The sequence below is a fragment of the Cyanobium sp. Morenito 9A2 genome, assembly GCF_024345575.1.
Classification (GTDB): domain Bacteria; phylum Cyanobacteriota; class Cyanobacteriia; order PCC-6307; family Cyanobiaceae; genus ATX-6F1.
This window is the reverse complement of the sequence record NZ_JAGQBJ010000009.1, coordinates 15,740-35,304: the sequence shown is the minus strand read 5'-3', so window position 1 is coordinate 35,304 and position 19,565 is coordinate 15,740. Positions and strand designations below refer to the sequence as shown.

The following is a 19,565-nucleotide window of genomic DNA, read 5'->3' as shown; positions in this document are numbered from 1 at the left end:
GCTGGGCTCAGGCCTCACTGGGAAACGTCGGCATGAACGGCAGGTCCGTGCTGCCCACGTCATGGCCGAGCTGATTGAGCAGGGTGGTCACCTGTCCGCGATGGTGGGTCTGGTGCTGGAACAGATGGCTGACCAGCACCCAACGGGGCAGGGTCCGTGCTTGGCCGTCGACCTTGCTGGTGTAGGTCAGTGAGCTTGCCAGCCAGTCGGTTGAAATCGACTCAACCCAGTGCAGCAAGCGATCGTCAAGTCGCTGTCGTTCGGTGTGCAAAGCCTCGAAGCTGCCCAACAGATCGGTTCCCAGCGATGGAGCGTCAGCCGGGTCGCCTGTGAAGCGCGAAAGGAAAGCCAGATCGGCGTAGGCGATGTGGTTCAACGTGAGGTAGATGGATTGGAAGAAGGCACCACGATCCGCGTATAAGTCTGCCTCGGGAAGTGAGGCGCAGACCATGTAGAACTTGCGGTTCATCCATGCGTTGTACGTTGCCATCCATCGGCAGTAGTCGCTGTCAATCATGCTCTCTTCTCGATGCCGGGGCCAACCATCGCGTCGCTGAAACTGTCATTTCTGGAGGGCGGCTTCGATCGTGGCGATGTTGATCTTCGTCATCCCCATCATCTCCGCAAAGGCACGCTGGGCAGCGCTGGGGTCAGGATGCGCCAGGGCCGCTGTGAGCACCCGTGGGGTGATCTACCACGACACTCCCCAGCGGTCTTTGCACCAGCCACAGGCACTCTCCTGGCCTCCATTCGCCGTGATGGTGTGCCAGAGACGATCCGTTTCCTCCTGGTTGTCGGTGGCGATCTGGAAGGAGAAGGCTTCGCTGGGGCGGAAGGCGGAGCCGCCATTGAGGCCCAGGCAAGGGATTCAGGAGACCGTGAACAACACGGTCAGCACATCGCCCTGCCGCCCGGAGGGATAATCGCTTGGGGCATGGAAGATGGCGCCCAGCTCGCTATCCGGGAACGTTGAGGTGTAGAACGTTGCCGCCTCGAGCACTGTGCCGTCGCACCACAGGCAGATCGTGTTCTTCGCCACTATCGACTTTCTCCGGTGCTCTGGGACTACGGGCGCATGGGCTAGTCGGCATGATCTGCTTGCGGTGCCGGGTGTTGGCGAAGCAGCCCTCATCGGGCGGTGGCCTCATAGAGATAGTTCTGGAAGCCTGAAAAAAGCTGGCCGATGACTTTGGGTCTGCCCAGATCGGCGACGGCATCGGCAATGGAGTTCTGGTAGCGGAGGCACAGCAAGGGCGTGAGCTTGTCCTGGGCCAGCTCCTGCACGCCCATCGTCACGTAGTGCTGGAGCACGAAATCCAGGAAGAGCTGCTGCTTGCTGGTGAACCTGGAATGGATGTATAGACGGGCCTGCTGGGCGCGCGCCTCGCGGGGGATGGGCTGCTGGGCATAGGCCCTGACGATCTCCTTTACCCACCACGCCCCAACTTTCCAACCGCCCAGCGCGCTACAAAGATGGAGCGTCCCCCGCCACCGCCCCATGGCCGTGTGGATTCAGGTTCCCCAGGCGGCCCGGCGCCCGGCTGAGGCGCTATGAACTACGTCGACTACTACGCCGCCCTGGAGGTGGAGCGCGGCGCCACGGCCGAGGAGATCCGCAAGGCCTACCGGCGCCTGGCGCGGCGCTACCACCCGGATGTCTCCAAGGAACCCGACGCCGAGGAGCGCTTCAAGGCGATCAGCGAGGCTAACGAGACTCTCTCCGATCCCGAGAAGCGCGAGGCCTACGACCAGCTCGGCCGCCACCGTCCGGGCGAGAACGTCCAGCCCAGCGCCGAGTGGGACAGCCGCTTCTGGCAGGGTGCCCCCGGCGAAGACATCGACCTGGCCGAGCTGCTCGAGCGCATCGGCTTCCATGGGAGCGCCCAGCGCGGGGCGGGCGGCCCCCAGCGACCGGGGGGTGGCGGCCGGGCCCCCCGCCGCGGCCAGGACTTCGAGATCGCCACCAGCCTCAGCCTCGAAGACGCCGCCACGGGCACCGAGGTGAGCGTGGAGTTCAGCGTCGCCGAGCTGGGGGACGACGGCCGGGTGCAGCGTCGCCCCCACACCGTCCGGGTGCGCGTGCCCAAGGGGGTCAGCGATGGCGAGCGCCTGCGCGTGCCGGGCAAGGGCGGCCCGGGGCTGGGGGGCGGCAAGCCGGGGGATCTCTACATCGACATCCGCCTGGCGCGCCATCCCCGCTTCGAGGTGGCGGGCCACGATCTTTATCTGCAGGTGCCCCTTGCCCCCTGGGAGGCGGTGCTCGGCGCCGAGATCGAGCTGCCCACCCTCGATGGGCGCCTGAAGCTGACCGTGAAACCAGGCGCCCGCGGCGGCCAGAAGCTGCGCCTGGCGGGCAAGGGTCTGCCCCGGCGCGGCGAGGGGGCCGGCGACCTCTACGCCGTGCTCCAGATCGTCACCCCCAGCGTGATCAGCGAGAAGGAGAAGCAGCTGTTCGAGGAACTGTCCGCCAGCTCCAGCTTCGATCCCCGTGCCCACCTCACCGGAGAGCCCAGCCATGTCTGACCGTCCCCTGAATCCGTCGAGCCCCGAGGAGGCGATCGAGCTCGACGACCTGCTGGCGAGCACGGGCCTCGAGCGCGACGAGGTGATCGAGCTGGTGGAGCTGGGGGTGCTCGAAACCTGCGGCGGCCGCACGGGCTTCCTCTTCTATTCCCGCACCGTGGTCCAGGGCCGCCGCGCCGCCCGCCTGCGCGACGACTTCGGCCTCAACACGCCCGGCATGGCCCTGGCGCTCACCTACCTGGAGCGCATCGAGCAGCTGGAACGGCGCCTGCGGGTGCTGGAAGCCAGCCAGCCCCACTGAGATGGCGAGTCTGCGGGCCCTGGTGCCAGTTCTCGCGTTGCTGTGGGCCGTCCCCACCGTCGCCGCTCCTTCCACGGCTCCCGCTTCAACAGCAACCTCTTCAACAGCAACCGTCCAGGAAATCCTTGATGGTCGCCAGGTCGCCATCGATGAGCGCCAGGTGCGGGTGGGGGCGCGGGCCCACAGCCCCCAGCAGGTGAGCACAGGCGACAGCCGTGCCCAGCTCGCCTTCTCCAGCGGCGCCGCTGGCCGGCTCAACCGCTTCTCCAGGCTGCGCCTGGGCAGCGATTGCTTCCTGCTCGGGGCCGGCCAGGTGTTGGTGTCGGGCAAGCAGAACGCCTGCACGCGCTCCAGCCGCCTGAGTGTGCGCGGCACCAACTACGTCCTCGATCTGCTCACCTTCGGTGAGCTGGAGCTCAGCGTGCTGGAGGGGACGGTGGCGGTGCAATCCCTGCGCGATGGCGTCCCCACAGGTGAGCCGCCGGTGGCGGTGGAGTCGGGCCAACGGGTGCGGCTCTCAGCGAGCGGCGCCCTGCTCAGCCGCCAGCTGCTCAGCGCCGCCGCCCTGCGGGAGATCCTCGAAGGCCCCTTGGTGCAGGGGTTCCGCTCGCCCTTGCCCGATGGCGAGGCCCTGGCGCGCCTGACCCGCTCCCTGGCCTCCAGCATCCCGGCGGCTCCAGGCCCCACCGCAGCGGTCCCCCCCAGTGATCCGCTGCTGGACCTGGTCAACGGCACTCGCGCCGGCGGTGGCCGCGCCCCGTTCCAGTCCTTGCCGGTCACCCTGGCGAGCGCCAACAGCGCCTACGCCGAACCCGTGCTGCGGCAGTTGATCGCCAGCGGCAGCTGCGACCACGACCTGGGGGCCTGGCAGGCTTTCCAGGCCCGTTCCGCCAGTGGATCCTTTCGGCCAGTGAGTGAGGTGCTCGGTTGCCCGGTGCCCAGCGGCCGCTGGAACCCCGAACGCGTGCTCAAGCTCTGGCTGAGCTCCTCCCATCACACCGACATCCTGCTCAACCGACCGCGCACCAGCCACGCCGCCTGCTTGCAGCTGAGCGAAGGCGGCCGCACCGGGGCCCTCTGCACGTTCTGGGTGCCGGCGACCAGCCCCTGAGGCGGGGGCTCAGCTCAGCGCAGGGCGCCGGCAGCGATCGAGCGATGTCTCGTTGATGCGCGAAAGCACCTTCTCTTGATTGAGTAAGTCAGGCGCCGAGAGGTGATCCACCAGATCCATGGCGATGCACCGGCAGGTGGCCTCATCCACCTTGCCGCTTGAAGACTTCACGCAGGATGTCACGAACGAGCTGATGAACGAGGGGCGAAAGCTTCTGTCAAAGGAGCGTTTCGTTTCTTCCACCAGGCTGCAGCCCGCGAGCAGGGCGGTCAGACCCAATCCGATCAGGTGGCGCATGGGACCGGCAGCCGCAGGGAGCCGGAGCGTAAGCCGCCTGTGAGCATCAGCCAGCGGCCCCGCCGTCGGACCCTTCCCTAGGGTCGGGCAACCCCTGGTGTTTGCCGTGGTCACGCTCTACTACCGCCCCGGCGCCTGCGCCCTCGCTCCCCACATCCTGCTGGAGTGGATCGGGTCGCCCTACGAGGCGATCAACGCCCCCCGGGACGCCAGCTACCGAGCGATCAATGCCTCCGGTGCCGTACCGGCCCTGAAGCTCGACGACGGCCAGGTGATCACCCAGGCGGGAGCCGTGCTGCAGCATCTGGCCCAGAGCGCCGGCCGCGAAGATTTGCTCGGTGGGCCTGAACCGGCCCACCAGGCCCGGGTGTTGCAGTGGTCATGCTTCTTCACCGGAGATTTCCACCCGGCCTTCTTCCCCCTGTTCGTTCCCGCCCGCTACACCACCGATTCTTCCGAAGCTGCCCAAGCGGCGGTGAAGGCGGCGGCCGTGGGGTTGGTGAAGGGCCACCTGGCCACCCTCGACGCCCACTTGAGCGAACGCACCACCTTCGTGGGCGAGCAGCTCACCCTGGTGGATGCCTACGCGGTGCCGATGCTGCGTTGGGTGGGCCGGGTGATCGAGGGGGGCCGCGCCCCCTGGCCTGCCGTGGATCGCTTCTACGCCCGCATGGTCTCGGATCCCGGCGTGCAGGCGGCCTTGGCCGTGCACGGCATCGAGCCCTAGTGCCCCACGGGGGCGGCCAGGTTGCGGAAACGGGTGAACTGGGGTTCGAACAGCAACTTGCAGGTGCCCACCGGTCCGTTGCGGTGCTTGGTCACGATCACCTCGGTGATGCCCCGGTCGGGGGTTTCCGGGTTGTAGTACTCGTCGCGGTAGATCATCAGCACCAGGTCGGCGTCCTGCTCGATCGAGCCCGATTCGCGCAGGTCGCTGAGCATCGGCCGCTTGTTGGTGCGTGATTCCACCCCGCGGCTGAGCTGGGAGAGGGCCATCACCGGCACGTTGAGCTCCCGGGCCATGGCCTTGAGGCCCCGGGTGATCCGCGAGATCTCCTGCACCCGGTTGTCGGGGCTGGAGCCCTCCATCAGCTGCAGGTAGTCGATCACGATCAGCCCCAGCTCCTTGCCCTGCTCGGCCATCAGCCGTCTGCAGAGCGAGCGCATCTCCAGCACGCCCGAGTTGGGCTTGTCGTCGATGAACAGGGGCAGCTGGCCGAGGGTGTTGATGCCCTGGCCCAGCAGCGGCCATTCCTCCTGGTGCAGGCGCCCGGTGCGCAGTCGGCCGCTCTCGATCCCCACCTCCATCGACAGCAGCCGGTAGGTGAGCTGCTCCTTGCTCATCTCCAGGGAGAACACGCAGACGGGCAGCTGGTGCAGCTGGGCGACGTTCTTGGCGATGTTGAGCACGATCGAGGTCTTCCCCATCGCCGGCCGGCCGGCGACGATGATCAGGTCGCTGCGCTGCAGCCCCTGGGTGATCGCGTCGAGGTCGTAGAAGTTGACCGGCAGGCCCGCCACCGCCGTGCCCAGGGAGCGGCTCTCGATCTCGTTGAAGGTGCTGGTGAGGATCTCGGCGGTGGGGGTGAGACCCACCGAGGGCTTCTCGTTGCTGATCGCGAAGATCTGTTGCTCGGCCTCATCGAGCACCTGCTCCATCGGCTTGCTCTGATCGAAGCCGAGCCGGATCACCTCGTTGCCGGAGCGGATCAGCTGGCGCCTCAGGTATTTGTCCATCACCAGGCGCGCCACCTGGTCGATCGAGGCGGTGGAGAGGGTGCGCTCCACCAGTTCCACCAGCCGGGTGCTACCGCCCACCTTCTCCAGGGCACCGGTGTCCGCCAGCCAGGCGGCCATGGCCGTGAGGTCCGTGGGTTTGCCCTGGCCGTGGAGCATCAGGGCGGTGCGGTAGATCTCCCGGTGGGCGCTGAGATAGAAGGCCTCCGGCTGGAGCACGTCGGCGATGCGGCCGAGGGCGTCGGGGTCGAGCAGGATGCCGCCGAGCACCGCCTCCTCCGCCTCCAGGTTCTGGGGCGGCACCGAATCGGGGAGGGCCTCGAAGCGCGCCTCATCGCTGCCCTGGTTCCGCCGCCGGAACGCCGGCGTGAGGGTGTTTCCTGTCCCCGAACCGCTGGCGCCCGAGGGTTCGGGACCGTCGGGATCGTGGAGGGGAGCGTGCGCCATCGCCCCAAGCTAGGCCCCACCGGCAGAGGCTCCTGTCTCTCCAGACGCCAATCGCCCTCCATCCCAAGGCACCCTGGAACGCCGCCCAGGGTGCCGCTGGCCACAAAAAAGCCGAACCCCCTGGGGGGTCCGGCCTCGTTGCTTGAGCCCACCTTGGCCCTTGCCTGGGGGCTAGTGGCTCACGACTTCGAGGTTGATTTCGGCGACCACTTCGGGGTGGAGCTTGACCTGCACCTTGTAGGTGCCGGTGCGATGGATTTCGGGAACGGTGATGTCGCGGCGCTCCACTTCTTTTTTGGTGGCCGCTTCGATCGCTTCGGCCACATCGCCATTGGTGACCGTGCCGAAGAGCACATCGTCGCCGCCGGTCTGCTTTTTGACCGTGAAGCGGCCGATGGTGTCGAGGGCGGTGCGGAAATCCACGGCCGCCTGCTTGAGGGCGGCCTGCTTCTCGGCTTCCTTGGCCCGGCGGTGCTCCACCTGGCGCAGCACCGCCGGGGTGACGGCCAGGGCCTTGCCGGTGGGGAGCAGGAAGTTGCGGGCGTAGCCGGGGGCCACCTCCACCAGATCGCCGTCTTTGCCGAGACTCAGGATGTCTTCGCTGAGGACGACGGATACGCGCTTGGCCATGGATCTTCCTGCGGAACGTGCTGCGGTGAGGCGATTGTCAACCCTACGCCACGGCCCGGACGGCCCGCCCGCCGGCGGGGCCAGAGGCCGGCAGGCGCACCGCGGTGGCCAGGCCCAGGCGTTGCAGGGCGCGGATGTGCAGCCAGGTGAGGTCGATCTGGCTGGCCTTGAGGCCGTGGCGGGCCGAATGGGGGAACGTGTGGTGGTTGTTGTGCCAGCCCTCGCCGAAGGTGAGCGCCGCCACCCAGGGGTTGTTGCGGGAGCCGTCGCCGCTTGCGTAGGTCACCTTGCCCCACTTGTGGGTGGCGCTGTTCACCAGCCAGGTGCATTGGTAGACGACCACCAGGCGCAGGGGGATGCCCCAGAGGACCAGGGCCCAGCCGCCGGCGCCTGTGAGGGTGCCGATGGTGAACAACAGCAGCCCCAGGGGCACCTGCAGCAGCAGGAAATTCTTGTTCAGCCAGCGGTAATAGGGGTCGCGGGCCAGGTCGCCCGTGAGCCGGGGCACGGCCGCCATGGCCGGGATCTGGTGGAACATCCAGCCCATGTGGCTCCACCAGAAGCCTTTGTGACTGTTGTGGTGATCCGCTTCCGTATCAGAAAACTTGTGGTGGTGGCGGTGCAGCCCCGACCAGTCGATCGGGCCGTGCTGGCAGCTGAGAGCGCCGCAGGTGGCGAAGAAGCGCTCCAGCCACAGGGGCACCCGGAAGGAGCGGTGGCTGAGCAGGCGGTGGTAGCCGATGGTCACGCCCAGGCAGGCGGTGACCCAATAGAGCACCAGGAAGCTCGCCACGGCGGGCACGCTCCAGAACTGGGGCAGCAGGGCCACCAGGGCCAGGGCATGGATAACCACCATGAAGCCGATGGTGAGCCAGTGGGCGCCCTTGGGCACGCGGGCCTGGGGCTCGCCGCGGCGCGGCTGGTGCAGGGCCTGGGCTTGGCGCAGGGCGGTGGGGGGTAGGGCGACGGAGGCCGTCATGGGCCAACTCCTGATCGGTCGATAAAATGGTAGCAGTACGAATCCGTATCGAGTGGGATATCAAGACCAGCTCGCATCAGGCCGCGAGGCCTTCGCCCATCTGATCAGCGCCTGGCATGGGCGCAACGGCTGGTCCCACCGCGTGCTCCCGGGTCTCGCCGAGGTCTTCGACCTGGGCCGGATCCACAACTCCCAGCTCTCGAATCTGCGCAACCGCAAGCTCGCCTCCCCCGGCCCGGAGGTGTTCCTCGCCCTCGGCGCTGTCAACCGGCTGCTGGCCGAGCAGGTGCGCTCGGGCGCGCTCACCCCCGCCCTCGCCGATCCCCTCGCGCGCCACCCGGATCTGCTCGCCGCCCTGCAGAGCTCCGCCCTGGCCCTCGCCGGCGAGGACGGCCAGGTGCTCGGACCCGCCGAGCTGTTCGCGATCTTCGTGGGCCTTGAGCCCCTGCCCGCCGCCTTTGACCTGCGCATCGCCGAATGTGAGGCCGCCCCCCTCAGCGCCGCCCTGGCCCAGTTGCTCTCCGCCGGCCGACCTTGGCGGGCCTGCAGGGAGCAGCTGCTGGCGGCCTATCCGGCCGAGAAGCGCCAGCGGCGCGAGCGATTCGCCGCTGTGATCGCCGGCCAGAGCGACTACTCCGCCGCCGAATTGGATGGGGAACTGCTCGATCTGCACCGCACCCTCACCGCCCTGGGGGTGGCGGCCGACCAGGAGCTCAGCGCCGATCTCTTCCTTGAGTTGCTGCGCCAGAAAGCCCGCCTGCTGGAGCAGACGGGCAGCGATGATCTGGCGGCGGCGATCCGTCAGGAGTTGGCGGAGGCCCCGACCTTGGCCCCGAAGGCGGCGCTGTAGCTGGCCTCGCGGATGCGCTTGGCCCAGCCCAGGGCCCGAAGCAGCTTGATGTGCTGCCAGGTGATGTCGAATTCGAACCAGCGCAGGCCGTGGCGGGCGCTCGAGGGGTGGGCGTGGTGGTTGTTGTGCCAACCCTCACCGAAGGAGAGGATCGCCACCCACCAGCAGTTGCGCGACAGATCCGGGCAATCGAAATTGCGGTAACCAAAGGCATGGGTGGCCGAGTTCACCAGCCAGGTGACGTGATACACGACACACAGGCGCAGGGGGATCGCCCAGAGCACCAGCCCGAGGCCACCGCCGTGCACGCCCGCGTGCTGTCCGTACCAATAAAGGGCAAGCCCCAGGGGCAGCTGCAGGAGCAGGAACCAGCGGTCGAGCCAGCGGTAGAAGCCGTCTTGCTGCAGGTCGCCGGTGAAACGCTCCACCTCCCGCACCGCCGGGATCTCGTGCAGCATCCAGTCGCTGTGGGACCACCAGAGGCCCCGGGCGGCGTCGTGGTGGTCGTTGGGCTGGTCGGAGAATTTGTGGTGGTGGCGGTGCAGGCCCACCCATTCGATCGGACCGCTCTGGCAGGCGAGAGTGCCCATCACCACCAGGGTGCGCTCCACCCAGGGGGGGGCGACGAAGCTGCGGTGGGCCACCAGCCGGTGCAACCCCAAGGTGACGCCGATCACCGTGACCCAGTAGAGGACCGCCAGCACGGCCACCCCCTGCCAGCTCCAGAACATCGGCAATAGCGCCGCCACCGCTCCGATATGGATCGCCAGCATGAAACCTGTGGTGCCCGCCTTGTAGACCCGTTGATCCCGGGGGAGGCGCACACGGGGGGCGGTGACGGCGGCGCGCATCCGGGCTTCCTGAGCCACGGACAGGCGGGTGCCTTCGGTAGGAACGGCGACCAACGAACTCTCAACCGAAATGCTTGAGCGGAAAATCTACCCGTGCGTCTCGCCCCGGCGGGCCACCATGGCCGCGGTCGAAACGTTGGATCGATGGGCAGGGGCTGGGCGGTCGACTGTGTGGCTGCTGCAATCGAGAGAACGGCGCCCCTGGCGGCAGAGCGCACGGCGGCGGTGCGGCCGCGGCTGGAGCGGGTGCTGGCGGCCTTCGCCGCTGAGCGCCTGGGCACCCACCACTTCGCCTCGGTGAGTGGCTACGGCCACGGCGACCTGGGCCGCGACACCCTCGATCGGGTCTTCGCCCGGGTGCTCCAGGCCGAGGCCTCCGCCGTGCGTCTGCAGTTCGTCAGCGGCACCCACGCCATCGCCGCCGCCCTGTTCGGGGTGCTGCGCCCGGGGGATCGCTTGCTGGCGATCACCGGGCGCCCCTACGACACCCTTGAAGAGGTGATCGGCCTCCGCGGCTCGGGCCAGGGCTCCCTGATCGACTTCGGCATCACCTACGACGAACTGCCGCTCACCGCCGCCGGTGCCGTCGATGGGGCCGCCCTGGCGGACGCCCTGGCCGTGCCCACCCGGATGGTGCTGATCCAGCGCAGCTGCGGCTACAGCTGGAGGCCGGCGCTGGCAGTGGCGGAGATCGGCCGGCTGATCGAGCGGGTCAAGGCCCTCCAGCCCGGCTGCGTCTGCTTCGTCGACAACTGCTACGGCGAACTCGTCGAAGACCAGGAGCCCACCGCCGTGGGGGCCGACCTGATCGCGGGCTCGTTGATCAAGAACCTCGGGGGCACGATCGCCCCCACCGGCGGCTACGTGGCCGGCCGCTCTGAGCTGGTGGAGCAGGCCTGTTGCCGCCTCACCGCCCCGGGCATCGGCAGCGAGGGGGGCACGGGCTTCGACCTGCACCGCCTGCTGTTCCAGGGGCTGTTCCTGGCGCCCCAGATGGTGGCCGAGGCCCTGGTCAGCGCCGAGCTGGTGGCGGCGGTGTTCAGCGACCTGGGCTACGGGGTGAATCCGCTGGTGGGTGGCCCGCGCAGCGACCTGATCCAGGCGGTGCGTTTCGGGGCCCCCGAGCCGCTCATCGCCGTCTGCCGCGCCTTCCAGGCCTGCTCGCCCGTGGGCTCCTACCTCGATCCGGTGCCCGCCCCGATGCCGGGTTACGCCAGCGAGCTGGTGATGGCGGGTGGCACCTTTATTGATGGCAGCACCAGCGAATTCTCCGCCGATGGCCCCCTGCGGGAGCCCTTCGTGCTCTACGCCCAGGGGGGCACCCACCGCTGCCACGCCGAGCTGGCCCTGGAGCGGGCGCTGGTCGCCCTGGCGCCCCTGCGCTCCACGTCGGCCACACTGGGGGGCCCTTGATCGCCTCACCGCGATGGCCCTGAGCATCCCCGACGACCTGCGTTTCGCCGACAGCCACGAGTTCGTGCGCTCCGAAGGCGAGCTGGTGCGCATCGGCATCAGTTCATTTGCCGTCGATCAACTGGGCGACATTGTCTTCGTCGAGTTGCCCGAGGCCGGCAGCGCCCTGGAGCGCGGTGCCAGCTTCGGCACTGTGGAATCGGTCAAGGCGGTGGAGGAGGTCTACGCCCCGATCAGCGGCACGGTGGAAGCGCGCAACGAGGCCGTGCTCGCCAGCCCCGAGGAGCTGCAGAACGACCCCTACGGCGAGGGCTGGTTGCTGGTGGTGCGCCCCAGCGACCCCGCCCAGCTGGGGGACCTTCTCGATGGCCCCAGCTACCGCGCCAAGGTGGAAGGCGCCTGACATAGGCCGAGGGAAGCCTGCCGGGGCCGGCGCTCGCAGCGGTCGTTCTGCGCTCCAGCCCCGTGGGGATTCCTTAGGATCCACGCCATCTTTGGGCCGCTGGCGTGAGTTCAGGAGCCTTCGCCCGCCGGCACATCGGCCCTTCAGCTGCCGAACAGGAGCAGATGCTGCGGCAATTGGGGGCCCCCGATCTCGAGCGCCTCGTCGCTGAGGTGGTGCCAGCCGACATCCTGCTCGATCCGGCTGAGGCCGCCGCCGGCCTGCCCGAGGGCTGTGATGAGAACCAGGCCCTCGCCGAGCTGGCGGCGATCGCGGCAGCCAACCGGGGGCGCCGCAGCCTGATCGGCCTCGGCTACCACGGCACCGCCACCCCGGCGCTGCTGCAGCGCCATGTGTTCGAAAATCCCGCCTGGTACACCGCCTACACCCCTTACCAGGCCGAGATCGCCCAGGGGCGCCTGGAGGCCCTGCTCAATTACCAGACCCTGATCAGCGAGCTCACGGGTCTGCCGATCGCCAATGCCTCCCTGCTCGATGAGGGCACGGCGGCCGCCGAGGCCATGGCCCTCAGCCGCGGCGCCTGCAAGCGCTCCAGCGCCCTGCGCTTCCTGGTGGACGAGCAGGTGCTGCCCCAGACCCTGGCGGTGCTGACCACCCGGGCGGAACCCCTGGGGATTGAGCTGGTGGTCGCCGATCCGGACAGCTTCGTTTTCGCCCCCGAGGTGTTCGGGGTGCTGCTGCAGCTGCCCGGTCGCCGGGGCCTGCTCTGGGATCCCAGCGGGGTGATCGCGGCCGCCCATGCCGGCGGTGCCCTGGTCACGGTGGCGATCGATCCCCTCGCCCAGGTGCTGCTGGAGCCCGTGGGCGCCCTCGGCGCCGACATCGCCGTGGGCAGCGCCCAGCGGTTCGGCGTTCCCCTGGGCTTCGGCGGCCCCCACGCCGCCTTCTTCGCTACCACCGAAGCGCACAAGCGCCAGATTCCCGGCCGCCTGGTGGGGCGCTCCCTCGACGCCGAGGGCAACCCCGCCCTGCGCCTGGCCCTCCAGACCCGCGAGCAGCACATCCGCCGGGACAAGGCCACCAGCAACATCTGCACCGCTCAGGTGCTCCTGGCGGTGCTGGCCAGCTTCTACGCCGTGCACCACGGCCCCGATGGGCTGGCGGCGATCGCCCGCCGGGTGCTGCGCCTGCGCGCGGCCCTCGCCCTGGGCCTCCAGCAGCTGGGGCTGGAGCCCGAAGGCGGCCCAGGTTTCGACACCGTCAGCCTTGTGACGCCCCAGGCCGGCGCGTTGCTGGCGCGGGCCGAGGCCGCCGGCTTCAACCTGCGCCTGGAGGCCCCCGATCGCCTGGCCATCAGTCTCGATGAACTCAGCAGCCCCGCCGAGCTGGACGCGCTGCTGGCGGCCCTGGCCGCCGGACAGGCCGTGACACCTGCCGCCGCCCTGCTGGAGCAGCTGGAGGCGGGTCTTACCGAGGCTGAACCCGAGCGTCAGCTGCTGGCGGGCCTCCCCCTGCGCTCGGGCCCTTGGCTGCGCCAGGAGGTGTTCCACCGCCACCGCAGCGAAACCGAGCTGCTGCGCTACATCCAGCGGCTGGTCGCCAAAGACCTCTCGTTGGTGCACGGGATGATTCCCCTGGGCAGCTGCACCATGAAGCTCAACGCCGCCGCCGAGCTGGCGCCGGTGAGCTGGCCCGCCTTCGCGAACATCCACCCCTTCGCCCCCGCCTCCCAGACGGCCGGCTACCAGAAGCTGGTGGCGGATCTGGAGGGCTGGCTGTCGGTGATCACCGGGTTTGCCGCCGTGTCGCTGCAGCCCAATGCGGGCTCCCAGGGGGAGTACGCCGGCCTGCTGGTGATCCGGGCCTGGCACCGCAGTCGCGGCGATGACCAGCGCACCGTCTGCCTGATCCCCACCAGCGCCCACGGCACCAACCCGGCCAGCGCCGTGATGGCCGGCCTGCAGGTGGTGCCCGTGGCCTGCGACGGGCAGGGCAACATCGACCTGATGGATCTAGAGGCCAAGGCCGCCCTCCATTCCGCGCGCCTGGCGGCGGTCATGGTCACCTATCCCTCCACCCACGGGGTGTTCGAGACCGGCATCCGCCGGCTCTGCGAGACGGTGCACCGCCACGGCGGCCAGGTGTACCTCGATGGCGCCAACCTCAACGCCCAGGTGGGCCTGGCCAAGCCGGGCCTCTACGGCGCCGACGTCTGCCACCTCAACCTTCATAAGACCTTCTGCATCCCCCACGGTGGCGGCGGCCCCGGGGTGGGGCCGATTGGGGTGGCGGCGCACCTGGCTCCGTTTCTGCCCGGGCATCCCCTGGCGGACTGTGGCGGCGATCAGGCGATCGGCCCGGTGTCGGCGGCCCCCTGGGGCAGCGCTTCGATCCTGCCGATCAGCTGGATGTACATCCGCCTGATGGGCGGCGCCGGCCTGCGGGAGGCCAGCAGTGTGGCCCTGCTCTCGGCCAACTGGATCGCCGAGCAGCTGGAGCCCCACTTTCCGGTGCTGTTCCGCGGCGCCAATGGCCGGGTGGCCCACGAATGCATCCTCGATCTGCGGCCGATCAAGCGCAGTGCCGGCGTCGAGGTGGAGGATCTGGCCAAGAGGCTGATGGATTACGGCTTCCATGCCCCCACCGTCAGCTGGCCGGTGGCCGGCACGGTGATGGTGGAGCCCACCGAAAGTGAATCCCTGGCCGAACTCGATCGTTTCTGCGTGGCCATGGTGGCCATCCGCTCCGAGGCGGCGGCGATTGAATCGGGTGCGGCTGATCCGCTCGATAACGCGCTCAAGCGCGCCCCCCACACCGTTGAGGCCGTCACGGCCGAGGTCTGGGATCGGCCCTACAGCCGCCAGCAGGCCGCCTTCCCCGTGGAGGGGCTCAAAGACAACAAAATCTGGCCCGCCGTGGCCCGGATTGATAACGCCTACGGCGACCGCAACCTTGCATGCACCTGCCCTTCGGTGGAGGAGCTGGCTGTGCCGGTGCTCACACCGGTGTAAGTTGCCGGGCAGCGTGGGCTCCCTTGCCAAAAGGCGCTACATTCCGGCCTTCAAGGCTATGAATCCTCCCCTCTTTTGGGGGGTTTCATCATTTCACCGCTTGATCGATGGGGATCATGAACGGAGACGGCACACCGACAACCGAAGGGCCCAAAGCCCCCTCCACCTCCCTCACGGCTGAGGCCGGCGGAACAAAGGGCGGTGCCAGCCGATTTCCGGCCCGTTCGGTTGATCTTCCGCCCCTGATGGCGGCGTTTCAACAATCCGCCAGTCGCGGTGAAATTCATACGGTGGAGGGGACGAATGTGATTCGTGTTCCCTTCGGCGTGCGTCAGGCCCGCCGAAAGCGGCCCGAGCGCCCGGAGCATTGGGCCACCCTCGTGCTGCCGTTCCAGGTGGATGGCTCCAACCCCACCCCGCCTCAGGCGGCCTGAGCTCCGCCCAGGCGCCAGTCCACCAGGGCCTTTACATCAGCCACCGAGCTGGCTGGGGTACGAAAGGGCAGCACCTCCATGGGGCTGCGCTCGGGACGCACCAGCCAGGTGAGATCGTCCTGGGGAATGAGCAGGAAGCCTCGATAGCGCACCACCCCGAGCTGGGGCCCCGGGGTACGGGGTTCGCGGAAGATCCGCTGGGCCTGGCTCCCGTACGGCTTGCGCTGCTCCGCCATCGCCCGCTTCAGGTGGTGATTTCATCTCTTTAGCGGGCTGGCCGCGGCCGTGTTGCATCCTTCGCTTCAATCCAGCTCGAACAGCAGCAGATCAGCCCCCTGATCCAGGGCGGTGAGGCCAAAGAGGGCGCCGTCGCCGCCATTGCGCCCTGAGGCAAACCCATAGCCATCGCCCCGCTCCAAGCTCCCGGGAGCGCCGTCGCTGGGGTCGAGCCGTCCGGCGCCGTTGATCAGCTGCAACCAGTAGTGGTGGCCTTCCTCCTGCGGCAGCACGAGCCGTTGGCCGGCCCCGGGCTGGGCCCGCCACAGCCGTAGCGGCCGGTCGATCGCCATGGCGCCGGCCTCCCGGCTGGGATCGATCAGCAGGGTCCAGTCCTCGCTGGGGCTGAAAGGTTTCTGCTCGTAGGCGGGGGGGATGCCGCGGTGGCTGGGCTCGATCCAGATCTGCAGCAGCCGGCAGGGGCGCTCGCTCTGGTTGATCTCGCTGTGCACCACCCCGGTGCCGGCGCTCATGCGTTGCACTTCACCGGCGCGCAACACCTCGCCGTTGCCCATCGAATCGCGGTGGCTGAGCTCGCCCTCCACCATCACCGTGACGATCTCCATGTCGTTGTGGGGATGCATCCCAAACCCACGGCCGGCGGCGATGGTGTCGTCGTTGATCACCCGCAGGGGCCCGAAGCCCATCCAGGCGGGGTCGTAGTGGTTGGAGAACGAGAAGCTGTGCCAGCTGTCGAGCCAATCGAGGCGGCTGTGGAAGCGCTCGGCGGCGGGGCGGAAGACCGGGCGGGTGAGGCTGCTGAGGCTTGTCATGGCAGGAAGGGGTAATCGGTGTAGCCCGCGGGGCCGGGGCTGTAGAAGCTGGTGGGATCGGGGGCGTTGAGCGGAGCGCCACGCCGCAGGCGCTCGGGCAGGTCGGGGTTGGCCAGGAAGCTGGAGCCGAAGGCCACCGCATCGATGGCGCCGGCGCCGATGGCGGCGTTGGCTTCGGCGGCGTCGTAGCCCATGTTGGCCACCAGAACCCCCTGGAAGTGGGAGCGGATCGGGGTGAGCACGTCACCGTGCTGCTGCTGGAAAAAGTCGCCGCGCATCACATGCAGGTAGGCCAGGCCCGCGTCGTTCAGGCGCGTGGCCAGCCAGGTGGAGAGCCCGATCGGATCGCTGTCCACCATGGCGTTGTAGCTGTTCAACGGAGAGATCCGCAGGCCCACCAAATCGGTCTCGGCCCGCACGGCCTCCAGCACCTCCAGCAGCAGCCGCGCCCGGTTCTCGATCGGCCCGCCGTAGGGGCCACTGCGCTGGTTGCTGCCATCGCGCAGGAATTCATCGAGCAGGTAGCCGTTGGCGCCATGGACTTCGACGCCATCGAAGCCGGCGGCGATGGCGTTGCGGGCGGCCAGCCGGAACCCTTCCACGATCCCCGGGAGTTCGTCGTCGGCGAGCTCCCGGGGGAGCACATAGGGTTGCTTGCCCTCCGGGGTGCGCACCTCATCGCCGGTGATCGCGATCGCGCTGGGGGCCACCGGCTGGCGGCCGCCGTTGAGCAGGGGGTGGCAGGCGCGGCCCCCGTGCCAGATCTGCAGCACGATCCGGCCGCCGCGCCCATGCACGGCGTCGGTGCTCAGGCGCCAGCCCGCCAACTGGGCCGCCGAATGGATGCCGGGCTCATGCCAGAAGGCAGAATTCCCCTCCATCACCATCGTCGCCTCGGCGATCGAGAGGCCGGCGCTGGCCCGCTGGCCGTAGTACTCCGCCATCAGCGGGCCGGGGATGTGGTCCTCCTCGGCGCGGCAGCGCGTGAGCGGCGCCAGCCACACCCGATTGGGCAGCTCCAGGGAGCCGAGACGCAGGGGGCTGAACAGGTCGGTCATGGGGGGGATGGCTGGGGGAGGACAGGGGGCGAGGGGACGGTTCAGCCCCAGAACTGCCACCAGGGCTTCGCGGCAGCGGCCCGTGGCGACGGGACAGCGGATGCCGCCAGCTTGGTGTGGCTGCCGTCGCAGTACGGGGGGTTGGCACTGGAGCCGCAGCTGCAGAGGTAGACGGTCTGGGGGGCCTCCAGGCTGAGGATCCCAGGGGTCGTGCCCGTGCCTTTGTGGCTGCCGTCACAGAAGGCGCCGTTTTTGCTCAGCCCGCAGCGGCAGAGGGCATGGGTGCCGGCGTCCAGGGCGAGGGCTGTTGGTTTTGGGCTGGAGTCGGCCATGATTTGCAGAGCGTGTCGCACCATCAACGTTCGAACTGTGCAGCCACCCGCCAGCGCACCGCAAGAACGCACCCCAACGTGCCTTCCTTACCTGAGCGAAACCATGGGGCTCCCCAACGAGTTCGTGGCCCGGAACGGCGAGGGGGAGTGCCCCGCCGAGCTGGCCCTGCGGGTGATGCAGGGGCGCTGGAAGTTGGCGATCCTGCGGGAATTGCTGATCGGGATGCGGCGCTTCTCCGATCTCAGCCGCGCCCTTTCAGGGGTGAGCGCGAAGGTGCTCACCCAACAGCTCAGGGAACTGGAGGCCGATGGTGTCCTGGAGCGCACCATCTACCCCGAAGTGCCGCCCCGGGTGGAGTACAGGCTTTCGCCGCGGGGCCTGGATCTGGTGCCCGTGCTCCGGAGCCTCCATGCCTGGGGGGCCGATGGCCTCCAGGCCGGGCGGCCCAAGCCAGCAACCTCCCAGCGCTGATGGTCCGGTTCCTGGGGAAGCGCCGGTCCACTCCCAGGGCCCCCGTGCTGCGGTCCCTGCGGCTGCGCAAGCAGGACGGGGTGTTTCGGGCCGAGAAGCTCGATGACTGGCGCCACCACTGGCGCGAGCCCTACCACTTGATGCTGGCCATCCCCTGGCCGGGCTTCGTGGGGCTGATCGCGGCCAGTTATCTGGTCCTCAATCTCGTCTTCGCCCTGCTCTTTCTGCTCGATCCGGGCGGCATCGGCGGGGTTCCCGGTGGAGGCCCGGCCGGGTTCGCCGAGGCCTTCTTCTTCAGCGTCCAGACCCTGGGTTCGATCGGCTACGGCGTTCTCCATCCCGCCAGCCTCTGGGTGAATCTGGTGGTGACCCTCGAGGCTTTGGGGGGACTGATCTTCATCGCGGTGACCACGGGCCTGGCCTTCGCCCGGTTTTCTCGCAGCCGGGCGCGCATCCTGTTCAGCACCGTGGCCACGGTCGAGCCCTGGAACGGCGTGCCCACGCTCACCTTCCGGATCGCCAACGTGCGCCGCAACGGCATCCTCGATGGGCGCATGCGGCTCTACCTGGCCCTGGAGGAGCTCAGCAGCGAGGGGTTCAGGCTGCGGCGCCTGGTGCCCCTGACCCTGCTGCGGGAGCAGTCGATTCACTTCCAGCTGATGTGGACGCTGATGCACACGATCGATGATCAAAGTCCGCTCCAGGGACACACTGCGGAAAGCCTGGCCGCCCGCCACGGGGAGCTGCTCGCGGCCTTCCAGGGGGTGGACGAGACCCTGCAGAGTCCCGTCCACGCCCGCTGGACCTACCGGCCCGCCGACCTGAGGCTGAATGCCCGCTTTGCCGACATCGTCGTGGACGACGAGGACAGTCGGGTGCTTGACTTCAGCCGCTTCAATGAGACGGTGCCCTGCAGCGCCTGCGCCGATCAGGCCGCCACCAACTCAGGCTCCCGGTAGGGGATGAAGTTGGCCTTGCGGGTGCCGCAGAGCGGGCAGCTCCAGTCGTCGGGAATGGCCTCGAACGGGGTGCCGGCGGCGAGGCCGGAATCGGGGTCGCCCAGTTCTGGGTCGTAGATCACCGAGCAGACCTTGCAGATCCACTTGCCGGCCACGGGTTCGGTTTCGCCGGCGGTGCCGAGGCCCTGGAGCGCTTCGAGGGCGACGCTGTAGCGGTCGGCGTGGTGGTGCTCGATGGGGGTGAGCAGGCCGAAGTTGCTGGCGGCCTTCCGGAAGAGGCCGGCGTGCTCCGTGGATTCAGCGATCTGCTCGTTGAACTCGGCTTCAGCGCCGCCATCGCGATCGGCGCGGGCCTGATCGGCGAACTCCGGGTACATCGTTGTGTACTCATAGGTTTCGCCTTCGATCGCCAGCTCCAGGCAGCGGCTGAGCACCGCCTGCTTTTCGGCATCGCTCAGGGTGGCGGGATCGGCCACGACGAGCTCGGGGTGGAGCAGGCGGAAGTGGGCGAAGGCGTGCTCGGTTTCCTGGGCGGCGGTGTCGCGGAAGAGTTTGGCCAGCTCGGAGTTGCCGAGCTGCTTGGCCACATCGGCGAAGAAGAGGTATTTGCGGTTGGCCATGCTCTCACCGCCGAAGGCGGCTTCGAGGTTGGCGGTGGTGCTGGGCTTGGAGAGGTCCATGGGGGAGGGCTGAAGGATGCGAAGAAGC

Annotated in this window: 23 protein-coding genes and 1 pseudogene; 11 read left to right on the top strand and 13 right to left on the bottom strand. The window is 68.7% G+C overall.

Translation table 11 applies throughout. The features are described 5' to 3' along the window. Positions 1–7 precede the first annotated feature (7 nt). The 3 genes and pseudogenes from KBY88_RS11320 to KBY88_RS11310 all read right to left on the bottom strand — a co-directional run bounded on the left by KBY88_RS11320 (position 8) and on the right by KBY88_RS11310 (position 1,500). Positions 8–517: a DinB family protein gene (locus KBY88_RS11320; protein WP_254940042.1), complete on the bottom strand. Its 510-nt coding sequence runs from the start codon at positions 515–517 to the stop codon at positions 8–10. Between the two features lie 174 nt (positions 518–691). Continuing rightward, a pseudogene (locus KBY88_RS11315) lies at positions 692–1,039 on the bottom strand (VOC family protein). An 89-nt stretch (positions 1,040–1,128) separates the two neighbouring features. Next, a complete protein-coding gene (locus KBY88_RS11310; RefSeq protein WP_254940041.1) occupies positions 1,129–1,500 on the bottom strand; it encodes a type I restriction-modification enzyme R subunit C-terminal domain-containing protein in 372 nt (123 codons plus the stop codon). Between the two features lie 51 nt (positions 1,501–1,551). Between KBY88_RS11310 and KBY88_RS11305 the strand changes: the two genes are divergently transcribed. Genes KBY88_RS11305 through KBY88_RS11295 form a run of 3 tightly spaced genes read left to right on the top strand, consistent with a single transcriptional unit; the run spans position 1,552 to position 3,935 of the window. Then, positions 1,552–2,523: a DnaJ C-terminal domain-containing protein gene (locus KBY88_RS11305; protein WP_254940040.1), complete on the top strand. Its 972-nt coding sequence runs from the start codon at positions 1,552–1,554 to the stop codon at positions 2,521–2,523. After that, the gene (locus KBY88_RS11300) at positions 2,516–2,824 is read left to right on the top strand and encodes a chaperone modulator CbpM (RefSeq protein WP_254940039.1); all 309 of its coding nucleotides are present in this window, start codon (positions 2,516–2,518) and stop codon (positions 2,822–2,824) included. Before KBY88_RS11305 ends, KBY88_RS11300 begins: the two co-directional genes overlap by 8 nt. Before the next feature lies 1 nt (position 2,825). Then, entirely contained in the window at positions 2,826–3,935 is a 1,110-nt protein-coding gene (locus KBY88_RS11295; protein WP_254940038.1) for a FecR family protein, read from the top strand. Positions 3,936–3,944: 9 nt separating this feature from the next. Here KBY88_RS11295 and KBY88_RS11290 read toward each other — a convergent pair whose 3' ends face one another. Continuing rightward, entirely contained in the window at positions 3,945–4,232 is a 288-nt protein-coding gene (locus KBY88_RS11290; protein WP_254940037.1) for a hypothetical protein, read from the bottom strand. A 106-nt stretch (positions 4,233–4,338) separates the two neighbouring features. Between KBY88_RS11290 and KBY88_RS11285 the strand changes: the two genes are divergently transcribed. Further along, complete coding sequence (locus tag KBY88_RS11285; RefSeq protein WP_254940036.1) at positions 4,339–4,959, top strand: glutathione S-transferase family protein; 621 nt, start codon at positions 4,339–4,341, stop codon at positions 4,957–4,959. On the opposite strand, the gene dnaB is transcribed toward KBY88_RS11285, so the two are convergent. The 3 genes from dnaB to KBY88_RS11270 all read right to left on the bottom strand — a co-directional run bounded on the left by dnaB (position 4,956) and on the right by KBY88_RS11270 (position 8,025). Continuing rightward, entirely contained in the window at positions 4,956–6,416 is a 1,461-nt protein-coding gene (gene dnaB / locus KBY88_RS11280; RefSeq protein ID WP_254940035.1) for a replicative DNA helicase, read from the bottom strand. The two genes, KBY88_RS11285 and dnaB, sit on opposite strands and share 4 nt — an antisense overlap. A gap of 171 nt (positions 6,417–6,587) precedes the next feature. Beyond that, the gene (rplI, locus tag KBY88_RS11275; RefSeq protein WP_254940034.1) at positions 6,588–7,046 is read right to left on the bottom strand and encodes a 50S ribosomal protein L9; all 459 of its coding nucleotides are present in this window, start codon (positions 7,044–7,046) and stop codon (positions 6,588–6,590) included. 43 nt (positions 7,047–7,089) lie between these two features. Then, the gene (locus KBY88_RS11270; protein WP_254940033.1) at positions 7,090–8,025 is read right to left on the bottom strand and encodes an acyl-CoA desaturase; all 936 of its coding nucleotides are present in this window, start codon (positions 8,023–8,025) and stop codon (positions 7,090–7,092) included. A 52-nt stretch (positions 8,026–8,077) separates the two neighbouring features. On the opposite strand from KBY88_RS11270, the gene KBY88_RS11265 reads away from it, so the two are divergent. Continuing rightward, on the top strand, positions 8,078–8,875 hold the full coding sequence (locus KBY88_RS11265) for a DUF8644 domain-containing protein (protein ID WP_254940032.1): 798 nt from the start codon (positions 8,078–8,080) through the stop codon (positions 8,873–8,875). Here KBY88_RS11265 and KBY88_RS11260 read toward each other — a convergent pair. Further along, positions 8,827–9,726, bottom strand: a complete 900-nt coding sequence (locus KBY88_RS11260; RefSeq protein WP_254940143.1) for an acyl-CoA desaturase — start codon at positions 9,724–9,726, stop codon at positions 8,827–8,829. The genes KBY88_RS11265 and KBY88_RS11260 overlap by 49 nt on opposite strands. Positions 9,727–9,870: 144 nt before the next feature. On the opposite strand from KBY88_RS11260, the gene KBY88_RS11255 reads away from it, so the two are divergent. The 4 genes from KBY88_RS11255 (at position 9,871) to KBY88_RS11240 (ending at position 14,987) form a co-directional block, all read left to right on the top strand. Then, on the top strand, positions 9,871–11,139 hold the full coding sequence (locus tag KBY88_RS11255; RefSeq protein WP_254940031.1) for a methionine gamma-lyase family protein: 1,269 nt from the start codon (positions 9,871–9,873) through the stop codon (positions 11,137–11,139). A 13-nt stretch (positions 11,140–11,152) separates the two neighbouring features. After that, a complete protein-coding gene (gene gcvH, locus KBY88_RS11250; RefSeq protein ID WP_254940030.1) occupies positions 11,153–11,542 on the top strand; it encodes a glycine cleavage system protein GcvH in 390 nt (129 codons plus the stop codon). A 164-nt stretch (positions 11,543–11,706) separates the two neighbouring features. Then, the gene (gene gcvP, locus KBY88_RS11245) at positions 11,707–14,553 is read left to right on the top strand and encodes an aminomethyl-transferring glycine dehydrogenase (protein WP_396103049.1); all 2,847 of its coding nucleotides are present in this window, start codon (positions 11,707–11,709) and stop codon (positions 14,551–14,553) included. A 245-nt stretch (positions 14,554–14,798) separates the two neighbouring features. Next, entirely contained in the window at positions 14,799–14,987 is a 189-nt protein-coding gene (locus KBY88_RS11240) for a hypothetical protein (protein ID WP_254940028.1), read from the top strand. Here KBY88_RS11240 and KBY88_RS11235 read toward each other — a convergent pair. The 4 genes from KBY88_RS11235 to KBY88_RS11220 all read right to left on the bottom strand — a co-directional run bounded on the left by KBY88_RS11235 (position 14,975) and on the right by KBY88_RS11220 (position 17,426). Further along, entirely contained in the window at positions 14,975–15,223 is a 249-nt protein-coding gene (locus tag KBY88_RS11235) for a hypothetical protein (protein ID WP_254940027.1), read from the bottom strand. The genes KBY88_RS11240 and KBY88_RS11235 overlap by 13 nt on opposite strands. A 66-nt stretch (positions 15,224–15,289) precedes the next feature. Then, complete coding sequence (locus KBY88_RS11230; RefSeq protein WP_254940026.1) at positions 15,290–16,036, bottom strand: pirin family protein; 747 nt, start codon at positions 16,034–16,036, stop codon at positions 15,290–15,292. Continuing rightward, positions 16,033–17,094, bottom strand: coding sequence for an alkene reductase (locus tag KBY88_RS11225; protein ID WP_254940025.1), 1,062 nt, complete (start codon positions 17,092–17,094; stop codon positions 16,033–16,035). The genes KBY88_RS11230 and KBY88_RS11225 overlap by 4 nt, the downstream gene beginning before the upstream one ends. 41 nt (positions 17,095–17,135) lie before the next feature. After that, positions 17,136–17,426, bottom strand: a complete 291-nt coding sequence (locus KBY88_RS11220; protein WP_254940024.1) for a CDGSH iron-sulfur domain-containing protein — start codon at positions 17,424–17,426, stop codon at positions 17,136–17,138. Positions 17,427–17,529: 103 nt separating this feature from the next. Between KBY88_RS11220 and KBY88_RS11215 the strand changes: the two genes are divergently transcribed. Together KBY88_RS11215 and KBY88_RS11210 are read left to right on the top strand one after the other, a co-directional pair. Next, positions 17,530–17,898: a winged helix-turn-helix transcriptional regulator gene (locus KBY88_RS11215; protein ID WP_254940023.1), complete on the top strand. Its 369-nt coding sequence runs from the start codon at positions 17,530–17,532 to the stop codon at positions 17,896–17,898. Between the two features lie 44 nt (positions 17,899–17,942). Further along, positions 17,943–18,857 carry an ion channel gene (locus KBY88_RS11210; RefSeq protein ID WP_254940022.1) on the top strand — a complete coding sequence of 305 codons (915 nt, stop codon included), beginning with the start codon at positions 17,943–17,945 and terminating at the stop codon, positions 18,855–18,857. On the opposite strand, the gene KBY88_RS16030 is transcribed toward KBY88_RS11210, so the two are convergent. Further along, a complete protein-coding gene (locus tag KBY88_RS16030; protein WP_261348754.1) occupies positions 18,827–19,537 on the bottom strand; it encodes a rubrerythrin family protein in 711 nt (236 codons plus the stop codon). The two genes, KBY88_RS11210 and KBY88_RS16030, sit on opposite strands and share 31 nt — an antisense overlap. Positions 19,538–19,565 lie beyond the last annotated feature (28 nt).

What these genes read in the sequence shown, in the direction of transcription:
- gcvH (WP_254940030.1), top strand. Translation starts at nt 11,153, where the DNA reads ATGGCCCTGAGCATCCCCGACGACCTGCGTTTCGCCGACAGCCACGAG.
- KBY88_RS11225 (WP_254940025.1), bottom strand. Translation starts at nt 17,094, where the DNA reads ATGACCGACCTGTTCAGCCCCCTGCGTCTCGGCTCCCTGGAGCTGCCC.
- KBY88_RS11215 (WP_254940023.1), top strand. Translation starts at nt 17,530, where the DNA reads ATGGGGCTCCCCAACGAGTTCGTGGCCCGGAACGGCGAGGGGGAGTGC.
- KBY88_RS11255 (WP_254940031.1), top strand. Translation starts at nt 9,871, where the DNA reads ATGGGCAGGGGCTGGGCGGTCGACTGTGTGGCTGCTGCAATCGAGAGA.
- KBY88_RS11260 (WP_254940143.1), bottom strand. Translation starts at nt 9,726, where the DNA reads ATGCGCGCCGCCGTCACCGCCCCCCGTGTGCGCCTCCCCCGGGATCAA.
- KBY88_RS11270 (WP_254940033.1), bottom strand. Translation starts at nt 8,025, where the DNA reads ATGACGGCCTCCGTCGCCCTACCCCCCACCGCCCTGCGCCAAGCCCAG.
- KBY88_RS11230 (WP_254940026.1), bottom strand. Translation starts at nt 16,036, where the DNA reads ATGACAAGCCTCAGCAGCCTCACCCGCCCGGTCTTCCGCCCCGCCGCC.
- KBY88_RS11235 (WP_254940027.1), bottom strand. Translation starts at nt 15,223, where the DNA reads ATGGCGGAGCAGCGCAAGCCGTACGGGAGCCAGGCCCAGCGGATCTTC.
- KBY88_RS11320 (WP_254940042.1), bottom strand. Translation starts at nt 517, where the DNA reads ATGATTGACAGCGACTACTGCCGATGGATGGCAACGTACAACGCATGG.
- dnaB (WP_254940035.1), bottom strand. Translation starts at nt 6,416, where the DNA reads ATGGCGCACGCTCCCCTCCACGATCCCGACGGTCCCGAACCCTCGGGC.
- KBY88_RS11220 (WP_254940024.1), bottom strand. Translation starts at nt 17,426, where the DNA reads ATGGCCGACTCCAGCCCAAAACCAACAGCCCTCGCCCTGGACGCCGGC.
- KBY88_RS11295 (WP_254940038.1), top strand. Translation starts at nt 2,826, where the DNA reads ATGGCGAGTCTGCGGGCCCTGGTGCCAGTTCTCGCGTTGCTGTGGGCC.
- KBY88_RS16030 (WP_261348754.1), bottom strand. Translation starts at nt 19,537, where the DNA reads ATGGACCTCTCCAAGCCCAGCACCACCGCCAACCTCGAAGCCGCCTTC.
- KBY88_RS11240 (WP_254940028.1), top strand. Translation starts at nt 14,799, where the DNA reads ATGGCGGCGTTTCAACAATCCGCCAGTCGCGGTGAAATTCATACGGTG.
- rplI (WP_254940034.1), bottom strand. Translation starts at nt 7,046, where the DNA reads ATGGCCAAGCGCGTATCCGTCGTCCTCAGCGAAGACATCCTGAGTCTC.
- KBY88_RS11290 (WP_254940037.1), bottom strand. Translation starts at nt 4,232, where the DNA reads ATGCGCCACCTGATCGGATTGGGTCTGACCGCCCTGCTCGCGGGCTGC.
- KBY88_RS11305 (WP_254940040.1), top strand. Translation starts at nt 1,552, where the DNA reads ATGAACTACGTCGACTACTACGCCGCCCTGGAGGTGGAGCGCGGCGCC.
- KBY88_RS11300 (WP_254940039.1), top strand. Translation starts at nt 2,516, where the DNA reads ATGTCTGACCGTCCCCTGAATCCGTCGAGCCCCGAGGAGGCGATCGAG.
- KBY88_RS11310 (WP_254940041.1), bottom strand. Translation starts at nt 1,500, where the DNA reads ATGGGGCGGTGGCGGGGGACGCTCCATCTTTGTAGCGCGCTGGGCGGT.
- gcvP (WP_396103049.1), top strand. Translation starts at nt 11,707, where the DNA reads ATGCTGCGGCAATTGGGGGCCCCCGATCTCGAGCGCCTCGTCGCTGAG.